The 14,251-nt window shown below is 76.9% G+C and carries 12 protein-coding genes and 1 riboswitch; of the genes, 2 read left to right on the plus strand and 10 right to left on the minus strand.

All coding sequences use genetic code 11. The features are described from left to right. Nucleotides 1-136: 136 nt before the first annotated feature. Complete coding sequence (gene cobC / locus ACF1BH_RS26960; protein WP_391646489.1) at nucleotides 137-1,210, minus strand: Rv2231c family pyridoxal phosphate-dependent protein CobC; 1,074 nt, start codon at nucleotides 1,208-1,210, stop codon at nucleotides 137-139. Continuing rightward, on the minus strand, nucleotides 1,194-2,501 hold the full coding sequence (locus ACF1BH_RS26965) for a cobalamin biosynthesis protein (RefSeq protein WP_391646491.1): 1,308 nt from the start codon (nucleotides 2,499-2,501) through the stop codon (nucleotides 1,194-1,196). The genes cobC and ACF1BH_RS26965 overlap by 17 nt, the downstream gene beginning before the upstream one ends. Nucleotides 2,502-2,653: 152 nt before the next feature. On the opposite strand from ACF1BH_RS26965, the gene ACF1BH_RS26970 reads away from it, so the two are divergent. Continuing rightward, nucleotides 2,654-3,376 (plus strand): ZIP family metal transporter, encoded by a 723-nt coding sequence (locus ACF1BH_RS26970; protein WP_391646574.1) that lies wholly within the window; start codon nucleotides 2,654-2,656, stop codon nucleotides 3,374-3,376. A 20-nt stretch (nucleotides 3,377-3,396) separates the two neighbouring features. Here the strand turns inward: ACF1BH_RS26970 and ACF1BH_RS26975 are convergent, their stop codons facing one another. The 8 genes from ACF1BH_RS26975 to ACF1BH_RS27010 form a co-directional block, all read right to left on the minus strand. After that, entirely contained in the window at nucleotides 3,397-4,068 is a 672-nt protein-coding gene (locus tag ACF1BH_RS26975) for a VOC family protein (protein WP_391646493.1), read from the minus strand. Beyond that, a complete protein-coding gene (locus ACF1BH_RS26980; RefSeq protein WP_391646495.1) occupies nucleotides 4,065-5,444 on the minus strand; it encodes a cobyrinate a,c-diamide synthase in 1,380 nt (459 codons plus the stop codon). The genes ACF1BH_RS26975 and ACF1BH_RS26980 overlap by 4 nt, the downstream gene beginning before the upstream one ends. A gap of 7 nt (nucleotides 5,445-5,451) precedes the next feature. Further along, the gene (gene cobO, locus ACF1BH_RS26985) at nucleotides 5,452-6,048 is read right to left on the minus strand and encodes a cob(I)yrinic acid a,c-diamide adenosyltransferase (RefSeq protein ID WP_391646497.1); all 597 of its coding nucleotides are present in this window, start codon (nucleotides 6,046-6,048) and stop codon (nucleotides 5,452-5,454) included. Beyond that, nucleotides 6,048-8,198 carry a putative cobaltochelatase gene (locus ACF1BH_RS26990; protein ID WP_391646500.1) on the minus strand — a complete coding sequence of 717 codons (2,151 nt, stop codon included), beginning with the start codon at nucleotides 8,196-8,198 and terminating at the stop codon, nucleotides 6,048-6,050. The genes cobO and ACF1BH_RS26990 overlap by 1 nt, the downstream gene beginning before the upstream one ends. 112 nt (nucleotides 8,199-8,310) lie before the next feature. Next, entirely contained in the window at nucleotides 8,311-9,867 is a 1,557-nt protein-coding gene (locus tag ACF1BH_RS26995) for a cobyric acid synthase (protein WP_391646502.1), read from the minus strand. After that, nucleotides 9,864-10,862, minus strand: coding sequence for a cobalamin biosynthesis protein (locus ACF1BH_RS27000; protein WP_391646504.1), 999 nt, complete (start codon nucleotides 10,860-10,862; stop codon nucleotides 9,864-9,866). The genes ACF1BH_RS26995 and ACF1BH_RS27000 overlap by 4 nt, the downstream gene beginning before the upstream one ends. A 126-nt stretch (nucleotides 10,863-10,988) precedes the next feature. Next, nucleotides 10,989-11,142, minus strand: a riboswitch (cobalamin riboswitch). A gap of 178 nt (nucleotides 11,143-11,320) precedes the next feature. Next, nucleotides 11,321-11,569 (minus strand): hypothetical protein, encoded by a 249-nt coding sequence (locus ACF1BH_RS27005; RefSeq protein ID WP_391646506.1) that lies wholly within the window; start codon nucleotides 11,567-11,569, stop codon nucleotides 11,321-11,323. A 25-nt stretch (nucleotides 11,570-11,594) separates the two neighbouring features. Continuing rightward, a complete protein-coding gene (locus tag ACF1BH_RS27010) occupies nucleotides 11,595-12,842 on the minus strand; it encodes an anion permease (protein WP_391646508.1) in 1,248 nt (415 codons plus the stop codon). Nucleotides 12,843-13,500: 658 nt separating this feature from the next. Here ACF1BH_RS27010 and ACF1BH_RS27015 point away from each other — a divergent pair. Beyond that, nucleotides 13,501-14,202: a class II aldolase/adducin family protein gene (locus ACF1BH_RS27015; RefSeq protein ID WP_391646510.1), complete on the plus strand. Its 702-nt coding sequence runs from the start codon at nucleotides 13,501-13,503 to the stop codon at nucleotides 14,200-14,202. Nucleotides 14,203-14,251 lie beyond the last annotated feature (49 nt).

A 14,251-nucleotide genomic window follows, 5' to 3' on the forward strand; every position in this document is an offset into this window, starting at 1 on the left:
CGCCCTGTGCGGGGCCGGCCAGGTGGCGGCCGGCCCCGCACCCTCTCCCGGCGGCGCGCCCTGTACTGAGGGGCGATGTCCGCATCCCGCGGAGGAGCGCGCCACACCACCCTCCTCGGCGCCCGGCACCCGCCCTTCAGTACAGGGCGCGCCCCGCCGCCACCTTCCCCATGGCCTCCGTGAGCGCGGCCGTGAAGCGGTCCGTGGTCTCCCGGTCGCGGACCGCCAGCCGGAGCCAGTCGGGGCCCAGGCCCGGGAACGTGTCACCGCGGCGCACCGCGAAACCGCTCGCCCGCAGCGCCTCCCGTACCGCCGCCGCGTCCGCCAGACGGAGCAGCACGAACGGGGCCTCGGCCGGTCCGACGACGGTCACACCCGGGAGGGCGGACAGCCGCGCCACCAGATGGGCCCGGTCCACCGCCGTCCGCTCGGCGGCGGCCGCCGCCTCCGCCAGAGCCGCGGGTCCCGAGCACGCTATGGCCGCCGCCAGCGCCGGCGACGACACCGGCCACAGCGGCTGCGCCCGCTCCAGCTCCGCCACCGTCCCCGGCTCCGCCAGCAGATAGCCGATCCGCAGCCCGGCCAGCCCCCATGTCTTCGTCAGGCTGCGCAGCACCACCAGACCGGGCAGATCCGTCCGCCCGGCCAGCGACTCCCGCTCCCCGGGCACCGCGTCCATGAACGCCTCGTCCACCACCAGCGTCCGCCCCGGCCGCGCCAACCGCGCCAGGACGCCCGCCGGGTGCAGCACCGACGTCGGGTTGGTCGGATTGCCGACGACGACCAGATCCGCGTCGTCCGGCACCGCCGCGGGATCCAGCCGGAAGCCGTCCCGCTCGGTGAGGACCACCCGCTCCACCGTGTGCCCGGCGTCCCGCAGCGCCGCCTCCGGCTCGGTGAACTGCGGATGCACCACCACCGGACGGCGCGCCCGGACCGCCCGCGCCAGCAGCACGAACGCCTCCGCCGCACCCGACGTCAGCAACGTCCGCGCCACCGGCAGCCCGTGGCGCGCCGCGACCGCACACCGCGCCGCCGTCCCGTCCGGGTACGCGGCGAGCCCGTCCAGCGAGGCGACGAGCTCCGCCTTCAGCCACGCCGGGGGCGTCCCCGTACGGACGTTGACCGCCAGGTCCGTCAACGCGGCGGCACCGCCCCGCACTTCGGCGTCGCCGTGGTGGCGCAGATCGGGCTCAGCGGACGGCGACACGGTGTTCCTCCTCCGCCCGGGCCGCCTCCCGGTAGCGCGCCACCACCGCGTCGGCCACCTCCGGTGCCGCGCCGACCGGTTCGGCGCACGCCACCTCGGACTCCGGGTGCGCCGCGCCCCAGCCCTCGGTCTGCAGTTGCAGCCGCTCCTGCTCGTCGCCGGGCAGCGGGAAGCAGGGGAGTACCACGATCCGGCCCGGCGCGTCCGGCTCGGGCACCGCCGCGCCCAGTACCCGGCAGCGCTCAAGACCCGCCGGCACGTCCGGCGCCGCGTACGACAGGAACGCGGTCTCCACCCCGGCCAGGCCCCGGCCCTCCCACAGCAGCCGGGCGGCCCGCGCCACCTCGGCGTTGGCGTACGGATCGCCGGAGCCGCCGCCCACCAGCAACACCGTCGTCCGGGCCCGGTCGCGGGGGCGCCGCGCCCCGCCGCCGCCCAGCGCCGCGTCCAACTGCCGCTCCCACGCGCCCAGCAGCAGCGGATGGCCGTCCGGGGCCTGCCCGCGGACGAACGACAGCCCCGCGTGGCGCCCGGCGGCCGCGGTCAGCTCGGCGGCCAGTCCGCGCCGCGCCGCGCCCTCGGGCATCAGCGGCACCGTGACGATCTCCGTGGCGCCCCGGGCGGCGAGGTCGTCGACCGCCTCGGCGAGCGGCGGCGCCGACGGGGCCCGCCCGGTGGAACCGGCCGCCACCGGCACCTCGGGGCAGCGCTCGGCGACCGCGTCGAGGAGCGCGCGCAGGGCCTGCGCCCCGCCGTCGTCGCGGTCGCCGTGACCGGCGATGAGCAGGGCGGGAGGGGTGGTCACAAGATCTCCTTGAGGGGCCGTGCAGCGGCGGGGCCGGGCCGGGACCGGGCCGGATGCGGAAGGGACGACGATAACCGAGGGGCGGGCCCGCGCAGTGCCGTGGTGGCCGGTCGCCGACGCCACCGCGCAGGTGGCCCGGGAGGGTCCGCCGGGCGGCGCCGACTTCCGTTTCCCGACGAGCAGTTGGGCGCCCGGCCCGGCCGCCAGCAGCGCCGCCGCCTCCGCCACGCTCGGCGTCCCGACGGCCTCCCGCACCACCGCCGAACCACCGCCCGGCACCCGTACCGCGGACAGCTCCCTGGCCGAAAACGTATGCAGCGCCACGCCCAGCCGCCGGGCCGCGCCGACCAGCCCCGGCTCGGCCGCCTTCGCCTCGACGGTCGCCAGCGCCGCCACCGTCCCGCCCGACTCCGCCACCGCGGCCCGGACCAGCGCCAGCACCTCGTCCGCCGCGACGCCCCGGCGCGCGCCGACGCCCACGTGCACGGCGGGCCCCGGGGCCGTCACCGGGCACCCGCCGGGCGCCGCGCGAAGGTGCGGGCGCGGCGGCGCGTCAGTAGGAAGGGGGCAGGGCCGGCGGTGGACCGGCGGGAAGGGGTGCGGCGGTGCCGGTCCTCATCGCGTGCGGCGCGGTCCTGATGACGCTGCTGGGCGGCTGGGTCGCCCAGCGCGTCACCGACCGCCGCCACCTCGTGCTGGGGCTGGCCGGCGGGCTGATGCTCGGCGTCGTCGGGCTCGATCTGCTGCCCGAGGCGCTGGACGCCGCCGGACACCCGGTCTTCGGCGCCCCGCTCGCGCTGCTCTGCTTCGTCCTCGGCTTCCTCGCCGCGCACGCCCTCGAACGGCTCCTCGCGGTGCGCCGCGCCGCCCGCGGCAGCGGACCGCCGGGCGCCGCCGGAGCCGTCGCGCCCAACGGCGGCCGCGTCCCGCAGGTGGGGCTGACCGCCGCCACCGCGATGGTGCTCCACAGCGTCATGGACGGCTTCGCCATCGGCCTCGCCTTCCAGGCGGGGCAGGGCATGGCCACGGCGGTGGCGATCGCCGTCATCGCCCATGACTTCGCCGACGGCTTCAACACGTACACGATCACCAGCCTGTACGGGAACGCCCGGCGCCGGGCGCTGCTGATGCTCGGGGCGGACGCGGTGGCGCCGCTGGTGGGGGCCGCCGCGACGCTGGTGGTCACCCTTCCGGAGCAGTGGCTCGGCGGCTATCTCGGGTTCTTCGGCGGCGTCCTGCTCTACCTGGCGACCTCCGGCATCCTGCCCGAGGCGCACCACGCCCACCCGGCGCTGCCCACCCTGGCCTGCACGGTCGCCGGGGCGGGCGCCATCTGGCTGGTCGTCGGCCTCGCGGGCTGAGCGGCCCGCCGCCACCGCGCTCATACCGCGACGGCCCCGCGCCCCAGCCGCACCGCACCGCGCGGGCCCCGCACCACGGCGGTGAGCCCGGCCGGTCCGGCGGTCGCCGGGGCGTCCGGCCACCGCCCGCCGAGCGCCGTCAGCCGCGCGGTGGCCGCCGCCGGATCGGGGCCGGTCACCGCGAACGCCTCCAGCACCAGCGCGGGCAGCCCGGCGGCCGTCGGGTGCGGGGTCGCGCCCCAGTCCAGGAGGAACGGGGTGCCGCCGCCGCCCGCGCACGGCGGCGTCAGCTCCCAGGAGATCCGGCGGCCGTCCGGCGTGCTCCGGCCCATCGCCGCCGCGTCGCCCGGGTCGTACCCGGCCGCCCGCGCCCGCGCGACCCGCTCCGCCAGACCCGTCGCCCGTACCGCCCAGGTGACCAGCCGCGGGCCGGTCAGCGCATCGATGCCGAACCAGCGGGGGCCGTCCGGCTCCGGCTGCTCCGGGTCCGGGCCGATCAGCTCCAGATACGCCCCGGCGCCGAGCGGACCGGCCAGCCCCAGCAGGCAGTTGCGGGTACCGCGGCCCGGGTGGCTGCCGCCGGCCACCGGCCGCACCCCGGTCAGCTCCGCCAACTCCTCGGCGGCAGCCGCCGGATCGGGCGCGGCGTACACCAGGTGGTCGAGGACGGCCGGTGCCGTGGCGGCGCTCATCGCGCGCCCGCCACGCCCGCCGCGGCGCTCACGAGGCGCGTGGCCACCGACGGCGTCGCCGCCCAGTGGACGTGCAGATACGAGGCGTGCACCCCGTCCGCGGTGAAGCCCTCGACCCGGCGCGCGGGGTGGGTGACGCCCCACGCCGGGGCGGTGCCCGCGCCCGGCTCCACGGTGGTGCGGTGGAACTCGTGGCCGCGCACCCGGGTGCCGGCCGCGGCCAGCGCGTTGTCCGTCAGCGCCACCGCCTCCCGGTAGCCGAGCGTCAGCCGGTCCGTCATCCGGGCGTCGGCGGGCAGCACCCCGCACATCGGCCGCCCGTCCAGCGACCGGGACAGATACAGCAGCCCGGCGCACTCCGCCGAGACCGGCGCGCCCGACGCCGCCAACGTGGCCACCGCCGCCCGCAGAGGCGCGTTGGCCGACAGGTCCGGGGCGTGCACCTCCGGGAAGCCGCCGCCGATCACCAGGCCCCGGGTGCCCTCCGGCAGCCGCTCGTCGTGCAGCGGGTCGAACGGCACGACCTCCGCGCCCGCCGCCCGCAGCAGTTCGGTGTGTTCCGCGTACGAGAAGGTGAACGCGGCGCCGCCGGCCACCGCGATCACCGGGCGGCCGCCGGCCGGCCCGCCGGCCGCGGCGACCTCCCCGGCCGGGTCCCAGACCTCGTCCGGCAGCTCGCCCGCGCTCCGGGCCAGCGCCAGCAGCGCCTCCAGGTCGCAGCCCTCGCGCACCCGCGCCGCCAGCTCCCGTACCGAATCCACCGCCTCCGCGCGGCGTTCGGCGACCGGTATCAGGCCCAGGTGGCGGGAGGGTGCGTGCACCGCGCCGGTGCGGCGCAGCGCGCCCAGCACCGGGACGCCGGACGACTCCATCGCCTCCCGCAGCAGCGCCTCGTGCCGGTCCGAGCCGACCTTGTTGAGGATCACCCCGGCCAGCCGCACCCCGGGATCCCAGGACGCGAAGCCGTGCACCAGCGCGGCCACCGACCGGGACTGCGAGGACGCGTCGACGACCAGCACCACCGGCGCCCGCAGCACCTTGGCGATCTGTGCCGTCGACGCCAGCTCACCCTGCCCGGACGCGCCGTCGAACAGCCCCATCACCCCCTCGACGACGGCGAGATCGCAGCCCCGCGCCCCGTGCCGGAACAGCGGCGCGATCCGCCCCGTCCCGCACAGATAGGCGTCGAGGTTGCGGCCCGGGCGGCCGGTGGCCAGCGCGTGGTAGCCGGGGTCGATGTAGTCCGGGCCGACCTTGTGCGGCGAGACCGCGAGGCCCGCCTCGGCGAACGCGGCCATCAGGCCCGTCGCCACCGTCGTCTTGCCCGCCCCGGAGGAGGGCGCGGCGATCACCAGCCGGGGGATCGTCCCGCTCATGCCGCGCTCACCATTCGATGCCCCGCTGGCCCTTCTGGCCGGTGTCCATCGGGTGCTTCACCTTCGACATGTCGGTGACCAGATCCGCGAAGTCCACCAGCGCCTGCGGCGCGTTCCGCCCGGTGATCACCACGTGCTGGGTGCCGGGCCGCTCCCGCAGCGCCGTGATCACGTCCTCGGTGTCGATCCACCCCCAGTGCAGCGGGTACGCGAACTCGTCCAGCACCAGCAGCTTGTACGTCTCGGTGGCCAGATCCCGCTTGACCTGCTCCCAGCCCTCGCGCGCCGCCTCCTCGCTGGAGGCCGGGTCGCGCTGGACCCAGGACCAGCCCTCGCCCATCTTGTGCCAGGCGACGGTGCCGCCCTCGCCGGTCTCACCGAGCACCTTCAGTGCCCGCTCCTCGCCGACCTTCCACTTCGCCGACTTCACGAACTGGAACACCCCGACCGGCCAGCCCTGGTTCCAGGCCCGCAGCGCGAGCCCGAACGCCGCCGTCGACTTCCCCTTGCCGACGCCGGTGTGGACGAAGACCAGCGGCCGGTTGCGGCGCTGGCGGGTGGTGAGCCCGTCGTTCGGTACGACGGATGGCTGTCCCTGCGGCATTACGCGACCTTCCCGGAGTACTGGATGTGGTGTGCGGCGGACGCGCCGCGCCCGCCGCGGAGATTCCGTACGAGCCCCGAGACGCTGTCCGCGCGCAGCTCGTCGAGGGTGACGGCGGCGCCGCCCAACTCCCGGGCGAGCGCCCCGGCGAGCCCCAGCCGCACCGGACCGCTCTCGCAGTCGACGACGACGGAGGCGACGCCCCCGGCGCCCAGCAACCGCCCGGCGCGCGCCGCCCGCTCCAGCGGCGACGGCGCCCCGGACCCGGTCGCCCGGCCGTCCGTGACGACCACCAGCAGCGGCCGCCGCGAGGCGTCCCGCATCCGCTCCACCCGCAGCACTTCGTGCGCCTTGAGCAGCCCCTCGGCGAGCGGGGTGCGGCCACCGGTCGGCAGCGACGCCAGCCGCGCCGCCCCGGCCTCCACCGACGACGTCGGCGGCAGCGCCAGCTCCGCCTCCCGCCCCCGGAACGTGATCATGCCGATCTTGTCGCGCCGCTGGTACGCGTCGAGCAGCAGCGACAGCACCGCGCCCTTGACCGCGCTCATCCGCTTGCGCGCCGCCATCGACCCGGAGGCGTCCACCACGAACAGCACGAGGTTGCCCTCCCGCCCCTCGCGGACCGCCTCCCGCAGATCGTCCCGGCGCACCACCAGACCCGGACCGCGCCGGCCGCGTGCCCGCTGGTGCGGCGCGGCCGCCTGCAGCGTCGCCGCCAGATGCAGCTTGCCGAGCGCGCCGCGCGGGCGCCGGGACCCGGTGGTCCGGCCGTGCGCGGTCCGCGCCCGCGAGCGGCGGCCGTCCGCGCCCTCGCCCAGACCGGGGACGTCCAGGCGCCGGGTGGCGAACGGTTCGCCCGCGGCGACCGCCGCCTGCTGCGCCGCCGGCGCCCCGGCCGGACGCTCCGCGGGCTCACCGCCCGGCTCCGCGCCGTCGCCGTCCCGGCCCGGCGCGGGCTCGTGCTCCTGCTCCCGCGGCCCCGGCACGGTCTCCTCCCGGGGCGGCGGTGCGCCGCCCCCGTCGGGACCGCCGCCGTCCGGGCCACCGCCGTCCGGGCCGCCCTCGGGACCGCCCTCCGGCCCCTCAGGCCCGCCCTCGGGGCCGTCGTCCTGCGGACCGTCCGGCTCCGGATCGTCCTCGGGGGCCGACTCCTCCAGGATCCGGTCGAGCTTCTCCTCGTCCAGGCCCGGCGCGTCGAACGGCGCCCGGCGCCTGCGGTGCGGCAGCGCCAGCAGCGCCGCCTGCCGTACGTCCTCGGTGACCACGTCCGTGCGCCCGGCCCAGGCGGCCAGCGCCGTCGCGGTCCGCGCCATGACGAGGTCCGCGCGCATCCCGTCGACCTCGAACCCCGCACAGACCGACGCGATCTGCCGCAGCGCCCCGTCGCCGAGCCGCACCGACGGCAGCAGCGCCCGCGCGGCGGTGATCCGCTCCCGCAGCGCCGTCTCCTCCGCCGCCCAGCGCGCCGCGAACGCCGCCGGGTCGTCGTCGAACGCCAGCCGCCGCCGGACCACCTCCACCCGGCGCTCCGGATCCCGGTCCGCGGCGACCTCCACGGTCAGCCCGAACCGGTCGAGCAACTGCGGCCGCAGCTCGCCCTCCTCCGGGTTCATCGTGCCGACCAGCAGGAACCGCGCCGCATGCCGGACCGAGACGCCCTCCCGCTCCACGTAGGACGCGCCCATCGCGGCGGCGTCCAGCAGCAGGTCGATCAGGTGGTCGTGGAGGAGGTTGACCTCGTCGACGTAGAGCAGACCGCGGTGCGCCCGGGCGAGCAGGCCCGGTTCGAAGGACTTCACACCCTCGGCCAGCGCCCGTTCGATGTCCAACGCGCCGACCAGCCGGTCCTCGGAGGCGCCCACCGGCAGCTCCACCATGCGGGCGGGCCGCCGCGCGCCCCCGTCCGCACCGTGCGGGCCGTCCGGGCACCCGGGGTCCGGCGCGGCCGGGTCGCAGCTGAACCGGCAGCCGCCGACGACCGCCACCTCGGGCAGCAGATCGGCCAGCGCCCGGACCGCGGTGCTCTTGGCGGTGCCCTTCTCGCCGCGGACGAGGACGCCGCCCACCGCCGGGCTGACGGCGTTCAGCAGCAGCGCCAGCCGCAGGTCGTCCATTCCGACGACGGCGGTGAACGGGTAGCGGGCGCTCATGTCGCGATCACTCCTTCGTAACGACCCAGGTCATCAAGGTTGCGGCCGGCGCCGGCCGGCCGGTGGGCGCCGCCGGGCACCCGTGCGGGGCGGGCCGCGGGCCCGCGCGTGCTCACGGCGCCCCCGGCGGGACGAACGGCAGCCCCGGCGGGACGCCCTTCTCGATCAGCCGCAGCAGCGCCCCGGTGTCGGCGTGCTCCTCGATCAGATCGCCGAGCCGGTCCAACTGCTCCTCGCGCAGCGCGCCGAAGCTGGTGTCCGGCGCGGGGACGAACGCGCGCCCCGCCTCGGCCGCCACCCGCGTGAGGAACGCCCGCCGGAACGCATCGCTCTCCAGCGAACCGTGCCAGTGCGTCCCCCACACCGCGCCCGACCGGCAGCCGTCCAGCGGCCGCCCGCCGTCGTCGGTGAAGAACGGCTCCCCGCCGAGGGTCTCGGCCACGCCGTGGTGGATCTCGTACCCCTCGGCGGCCGCGCCCAGCGCCGTACCGACCGGCCGGGCCAGCGTCTTCTCCTGCGCGAACCGCACCCGTACGGGCAGCAGCCCCAGGCCAGGCACGGTGCCCGCCCGGGACTCCACCTCGTCGTCGATCACCTCGCCGAGCATCTGGTAGCCGCCGCAGATGCCCAGCACCGGACGGCCCTCGGCGGCGCGCCGGGCGATCGCGTCCGCCAGCCCCCGCTCGCGCAGCCAGGCCAGCGCCCGCACCGTGCCGCGGGTGCCCGGCAGCACCACCAGGTCCGCGTCGGCCAGCTCCTCGGCGCGGTCCACGAACCGCACCACCACGCCCGGTTCGGCGGCCAGCGCGTCCACGTCCGTGAAGTTCGACATCAGCGGCACCGCCGCGACCGCCACCCGCAGCACATCGGCGCCGTGCGGCGGCGCCACCACGCTCTCGCGGACCGCGCCGCGCAGCGACACCCGCAGCCCGTCCTCCTCGTCGATGCCCAGCCCGTGCGCGAACGGCAGCACGCCCAGCGACGGACGCCCCGTCAGGTCCCGCAGCATGTCGAGGCCCGGCTCCAGCAGCGTCACATCGCCGCGGAACTTGTTGACGAGATACCCGGCGACCAGCGCCTGGTCCTCCTCGGACAGCAGCGCCGTCGTCCCGAAGAACGAGGCGAACACCCCGCCGCGGTCGATGTCGCCGACCACCACCACCGGCAGCCGCCCGGCGCGTGCGATGCCCATGTTGACGATGTCGGTGCGCCGCAGATTGATCTCCGCCGGGGAGCCCGCGCCCTCGCAGATCACCACGTCGTGGGTGCGCCGCAACTCGGCCAGGCAGTCGGTGACGGTCGCCAGCAGCTCCGCGCGTCCACCGGGCCGCGCGCCGCTGCCGGGGCGCCCGAAGTACCCCTGCGCGCTCATCTCGCCGACCGGTTTGCCGAGCAGCACCACCTGGCTGCTGCGGTCCCCGCCCGGCTTGAGCAGCACCGGGTTCATCAGCGCCGACGGCTCCACCCGGGCGGCCGCCGCCTGCATCGCCTGCGCCCGGCCGATCTCCGCGCCGTCCCGCGTCACGAACGAGTTCAGCGACATGTTCTGCGCCTTGAACGGGGCGACGTCCACGCCCTGCCGCACCAGCCAGCGGCAGATCCCCGCGGTCACCACGCTCTTGCCCGCGTCGGAGGTGGTCCCCGCGATCAGCAACCCGCCGCCGGTCATCCGCTCCTGCCCTTCCGCCGGGCGAGGGCCGGACGCGCCGCGCCCGCCAGCAGCCGCCCGGCCACCGTCACCGTCAACGCCAGCGCGCTCACCCGGCGCGAGAGCCGCACCGCCCGCGCGATGTCCTCGGTCGCGACGGGACGGCCCCCGCCGTTCAGCCGCGGCCGGTGCTCGACCCGTCCGCCGTACGCCAGCGTCCCGCCGAGCCGTACGCCGAGCGCACCCGCGAACGACGCCTCCACCGGGCCCGCGTTGGGGCTCGGATGGGCCCCGCCGTCGCGGCGCCAGGCCCGTGCGGCGCCGCGCCGGTCGGGGGCGGCGAGCACGGTGAGCGCGGCGGTCAGCCGTGAGCCGGGCCACCCGGCGACGTCGTCCAGCCGCGCCGAGGCCCAGCCGAACCGGCGGTGGCGGGGCGACTTGTGACCCACCATCGCGTCCAGGGTGTTCACCGCCCGGAACGCCACCAGGCCCGGGACGCCGCCGACGGCGCCCCACACCAGCGCGCCCACCACCGCGTCCGAGGTGTTCTCCGCGACGGACTCGACGACCGCCCGCGCCATCTGCGGCCCGTCCAGCGCCTGCGGATCGCGGCCGCACAGATGCGGCAGCCGCCGCCGTGCCCGGTCGAGGTCCCCGGCGGCCAGCGCGTCGCCGACGGCCCGCGCCTCCCGGCCCAGCGAGGTGCCGCCCAGCACCGACCAGACGGTGGCGGCGGTCAGCGCGGTGGTGGCGGCGGTCCGGGCGGGGGAGGGGACGGGCGCCGCGCCGCGTACCGCGCGCGTCAGCAGCGCGGCGCCGGCGGTCGCGCCGCCCGCGCAGAGCAGGGTGTGGAGGGCGCCACGGCCGCGGTGGTCGCGCCAGAGCCGGGCCTCGACGGCTGCCGCACCGCGCCCGAAGGCGGCCACCGGGTGGCCGCGCCGCGGGTCGGCGGCGAGCAGATCGCCGAGAAAGCCCAGGGCCGCACCGCACGCGTAGGTGGCGTGTTCGGCACGCATCGGATCAGACCGCCGTCACGCCTCGACGGAACTCCGACGGCACACGGAAGGATCTGCACGGGCGGCCAGGCATGGCGGTATGTCCTCACTCAGGGTCCGCGCCCTGGTTCGACGTGACGGCGACAGGAGTCTCCTGGCTCCCCGGATCGGCGCTTCCCCCGGCCTTCCGGCCCTGGCGCGCGCCCGTCGGGCGTGCACGAGGCGGACCGTGACCTTCGTCGGAGGAACGCTCCCCGGTGACAGTGGCGGGACCGCGCCGGATTCACACCGGACTTCCTCTGCTGTCGCCGATTGGCGTGGGAAGTCCACCATGCCCCGCCAACCCCGTCAACTCGCCCGTGACCTGCGACGCCGTGGTACCGCGGGGCTTGTGGCGGAGGCCACAGACCCCGTACGACGCACGGCGCCCGGCCACCGCGGGTTGCGGTGACCGGGCGCCGTGCGGGCCGCCGGACGGATCAGGCGGCGACGATCAGATAGATGCCGTACGCCACCGCGGCCGCGCAGACCGCGTAGGCGGCGAGGCCACCGATCCGCGCGCCGGTGCCCGGGGCGTCGGTGCCCGCGGCACCCGCCGTGGCGGCCGCGCCCTCGGTCCGGGTGCGGGCCGTGCCGACGATGCCGACCGTGAACAGGCCCACGATCCCGACCGTCACCACCAGGGTGACGCCGAAGACCTGGCCGAGAGCTGCCCAGTCGATGCTCATGCTGTGGTTCCTCAGGTTCGGGCGGTCAGCCGGCGGCTGTCGCGGTCGTGGCGCGCGGGGCGCTCGCGGCGGGGGCGGCCTCCTCGCCCTCGATGGGCGTGAGCGACCCGGCCGGGGGAGGGGTGACCGTCTGGAGGGCCGCGGTGACCACACCGGGCGGCTCCGTGACCTCGGACGCGTTGACGTTGGTGTGGTCGATGGGCTTGCGGCGGGACGCGGCCCAGATGGCGCCGCAGATGCCGAGCGCGAGGATCGCGACGGCGGTCACGCCCCAGTCGCCCTGGTCGGCCAGGAGCGCGGCACCGGCGGAGACCAGGCCCGCGGCCGGCAGCGTCAGGCACCAGGCCACGACCATCCGCACCGCCGTCGACCAGCGCACCACACCGCCCTTGCGGCCCAGACCCGAACCCATCACCGAGCCCGAGCAGACCTGGGTGGTGGAGAGCGCGAAGCCGAGGTGGGAGGAGGCCAGGATGGTGGCCGCGGCGCCGGTCTGGGCGGCGAAGCCCTGCGGCGGCTGGATGTCGGTGATGCCCTTGCCCATCGTGCGGATGATCCGCCAGCCGCCCAGGTAGGTGCCGAGGGCGATGGCCATACCGGCCGACGCGATGACCCACAGCGGCGGGTCGGCGTGCGGGGCGACCACACCGCCGGTGATCAGCGCGAGCGTGATCACACCCATCGTCTTCTGGGCGTCGTTCGTGCCGTGCGCCAGCGAGACCAGCGCCGCCGAGGCGATCTGCCCGGCGCGGTAGCCCTTGGCGGTCTCCTGCTCGTCGCGGCCCCGGGCCAGCCGGTACGTCAGCCGGGTCGCGGCCATCGACGCGATACCGGCGACCACCGGGGCGGCCACGGCCGGGATGAGGACCTTCATCACGACGGCGCCGCCGTGCACACCGTTGGTGCCCACGGACACCAGCGTGGCGCCGATCAGACCACCGAACAGGGCGTGGGAGGAGCTGGAGGGGAGGCCGGCGAGCCAGGTGAGGAGGTTCCAGACGATCGCGCCGACCAGACCGGCGAAGATCACTTCAGGTCTGATGCCGGCGCTTTCGTCGATGATCCCGCCGGAGATGGTCTTGGCGACCTCCACGGACAGGAACGCGCCGACGAGGTTGAGGACCGCCGACATCGCCACCGCGATCTTGGGCTGCAGCGCGCCGGTGGAGATGGTGGTGGCCATGGCGTTGGCCGTGTCGTGGAAGCCGTTCGTAAAGTCGAACACCAAGGCCGTGACGATCACGATCCCGATGAGAAGCGTGATGTGTTCCATTCACCCAGGCAATCAGTTCGATGGTCAGTGACGCCGGAAACGTACGAAGGGTGGGTGAACGGGAGGTGAACGTGGCCGGGCCCGGCAATGACACCACCGCAGTGTTCGGGAGGAGGTATCTCACACGTCACTTCCACACCATCCGTATGTGGCGCGAATGTGCTGCCGCACGGCCCGAATCCGGCTTGATCCCCGGCGCGTGCACGGCATCCGAACGACCCCGTCGCAGTGCGTCACCCCGCTGGTGAACGGCGTGCCCGCACCCCGCGCCCGCCCGGACCCGGTGCGATCCCCCGGCTCCCGCCCGACCCGCGCACCTGGCCGGAACACCCGGCCCCGCGCCTGCCTCCGTGGGCACCCCGTTGTTCGAGCGCGGCGCACGCCGCGGCGCTCCCCGAGCTTCCGTACGCCCGACCCGCACCACGCCGGCCCACCGCGGGAACCGGCTCCCCGGAACGGTCGCGCCGACCGGCCCGTACGGTGGCGCCCCCCCGCTGACGAACCCCCGGAGCGCCCGCACCTCCCCGGCCCGGCCCGTACGGTGACGGACCCGCGCCCGGACCGACCGGCCTCCGGGACGGCCGCCCGCCCCCGGCCCGGCCCGTACGGTGACGGCATCCCGCCCGCTCGCCCGTCCACGCACCCGGAGGAAGAAACCGTGCCCCGTACCGGCGCTCCCGCCCCGCACCCGGACCGGCCCGGCGCCGACGCGCTCGCCGCCGCCTGGGCGGACATCGTCGCCACCGCCCGCCGCACCGTCGCCGACGGCCTCGTCGTCGGCACCTCCGGCAACGTCTCGGCCCGCGTCGGCGACACCGTTCTCGTCACCCCCAGCGGCGTCCCCTACGACCGCCTCGGCCCCGGCGACCTCACCGCCGTCGACCTCGACGGCCGGCAGTGCGCGGGCACCCTCCCGCCCACCAGCGAACTCCCCCTGCACCTCGCCGTCTACCGCGCCACCGACGCCACCGCGCTCGTCCACACCCACGCCCCGCACGCCACCGCCGTCTCCGTCCTCGTCGACGAACTCCCGCCGGTCCACTACATGACCGCCGCCCTCGGCGGGCCCGTCCGCGTCGCCCCCTACGCCCCCTACGGCAGCGACGAACTGGCCGCCCACGCCCTCACGGCGCTGCGTGACCGCACCGCCTGCCTCCTCGCCCACCACGGCACGCTCGCCCACGGCGCCACCCTCGGCCAGGCGCTGGACCGCACCGCCCAACTGGAGTGGATGTGCCGGGTCTGGCTCCTCGCCTCCTCCGTCCCCGGCCGTACTCCCTCCCTCCTGACCGCCACCGACCTCGCCGAGACCGCCACCCGCCTCCGCGGTTACGGCCGCCACCCGGAGGACACCCCGTAGACCGGACCGGACCGGACCGGGCCCCGCCGCCGCGGACCGGGCCCCGGAC

The sequence above is a fragment of the Streptomyces sp. NPDC014733 genome (genome assembly GCF_043083385.1).
In the GTDB taxonomy this organism is placed as follows: domain Bacteria; phylum Actinomycetota; class Actinomycetes; order Streptomycetales; family Streptomycetaceae; genus Streptomyces.

Excerpts from the sequence above, each read along its gene's own strand:
- ACF1BH_RS26970 (WP_391646574.1), top strand. The coding sequence starts at position 2,654 with ATGACGCTGCTGGGCGGCTGGGTCGCCCAGCGCGTCACCGACCGCCGC.
- ACF1BH_RS26975 (WP_391646493.1), bottom strand. The coding sequence starts at position 4,068 with ATGAGCGCCGCCACGGCACCGGCCGTCCTCGACCACCTGGTGTACGCC.
- ACF1BH_RS26980 (WP_391646495.1), bottom strand. The coding sequence starts at position 5,444 with ATGAGCGGGACGATCCCCCGGCTGGTGATCGCCGCGCCCTCCTCCGGG.
- cobO (WP_391646497.1), bottom strand. The coding sequence starts at position 6,048 with ATGCCGCAGGGACAGCCATCCGTCGTACCGAACGACGGGCTCACCACC.
- ACF1BH_RS26990 (WP_391646500.1), bottom strand. The coding sequence starts at position 8,198 with ATGAGCGCCCGCTACCCGTTCACCGCCGTCGTCGGAATGGACGACCTG.
- ACF1BH_RS26995 (WP_391646502.1), bottom strand. The coding sequence starts at position 9,867 with ATGACCGGCGGCGGGTTGCTGATCGCGGGGACCACCTCCGACGCGGGC.
- ACF1BH_RS27000 (WP_391646504.1), bottom strand. The coding sequence starts at position 10,862 with ATGCGTGCCGAACACGCCACCTACGCGTGCGGTGCGGCCCTGGGCTTT.
- ACF1BH_RS27005 (WP_391646506.1), bottom strand. The coding sequence starts at position 11,569 with ATGAGCATCGACTGGGCAGCTCTCGGCCAGGTCTTCGGCGTCACCCTG.
- ACF1BH_RS27010 (WP_391646508.1), bottom strand. The coding sequence starts at position 12,842 with ATGGAACACATCACGCTTCTCATCGGGATCGTGATCGTCACGGCCTTG.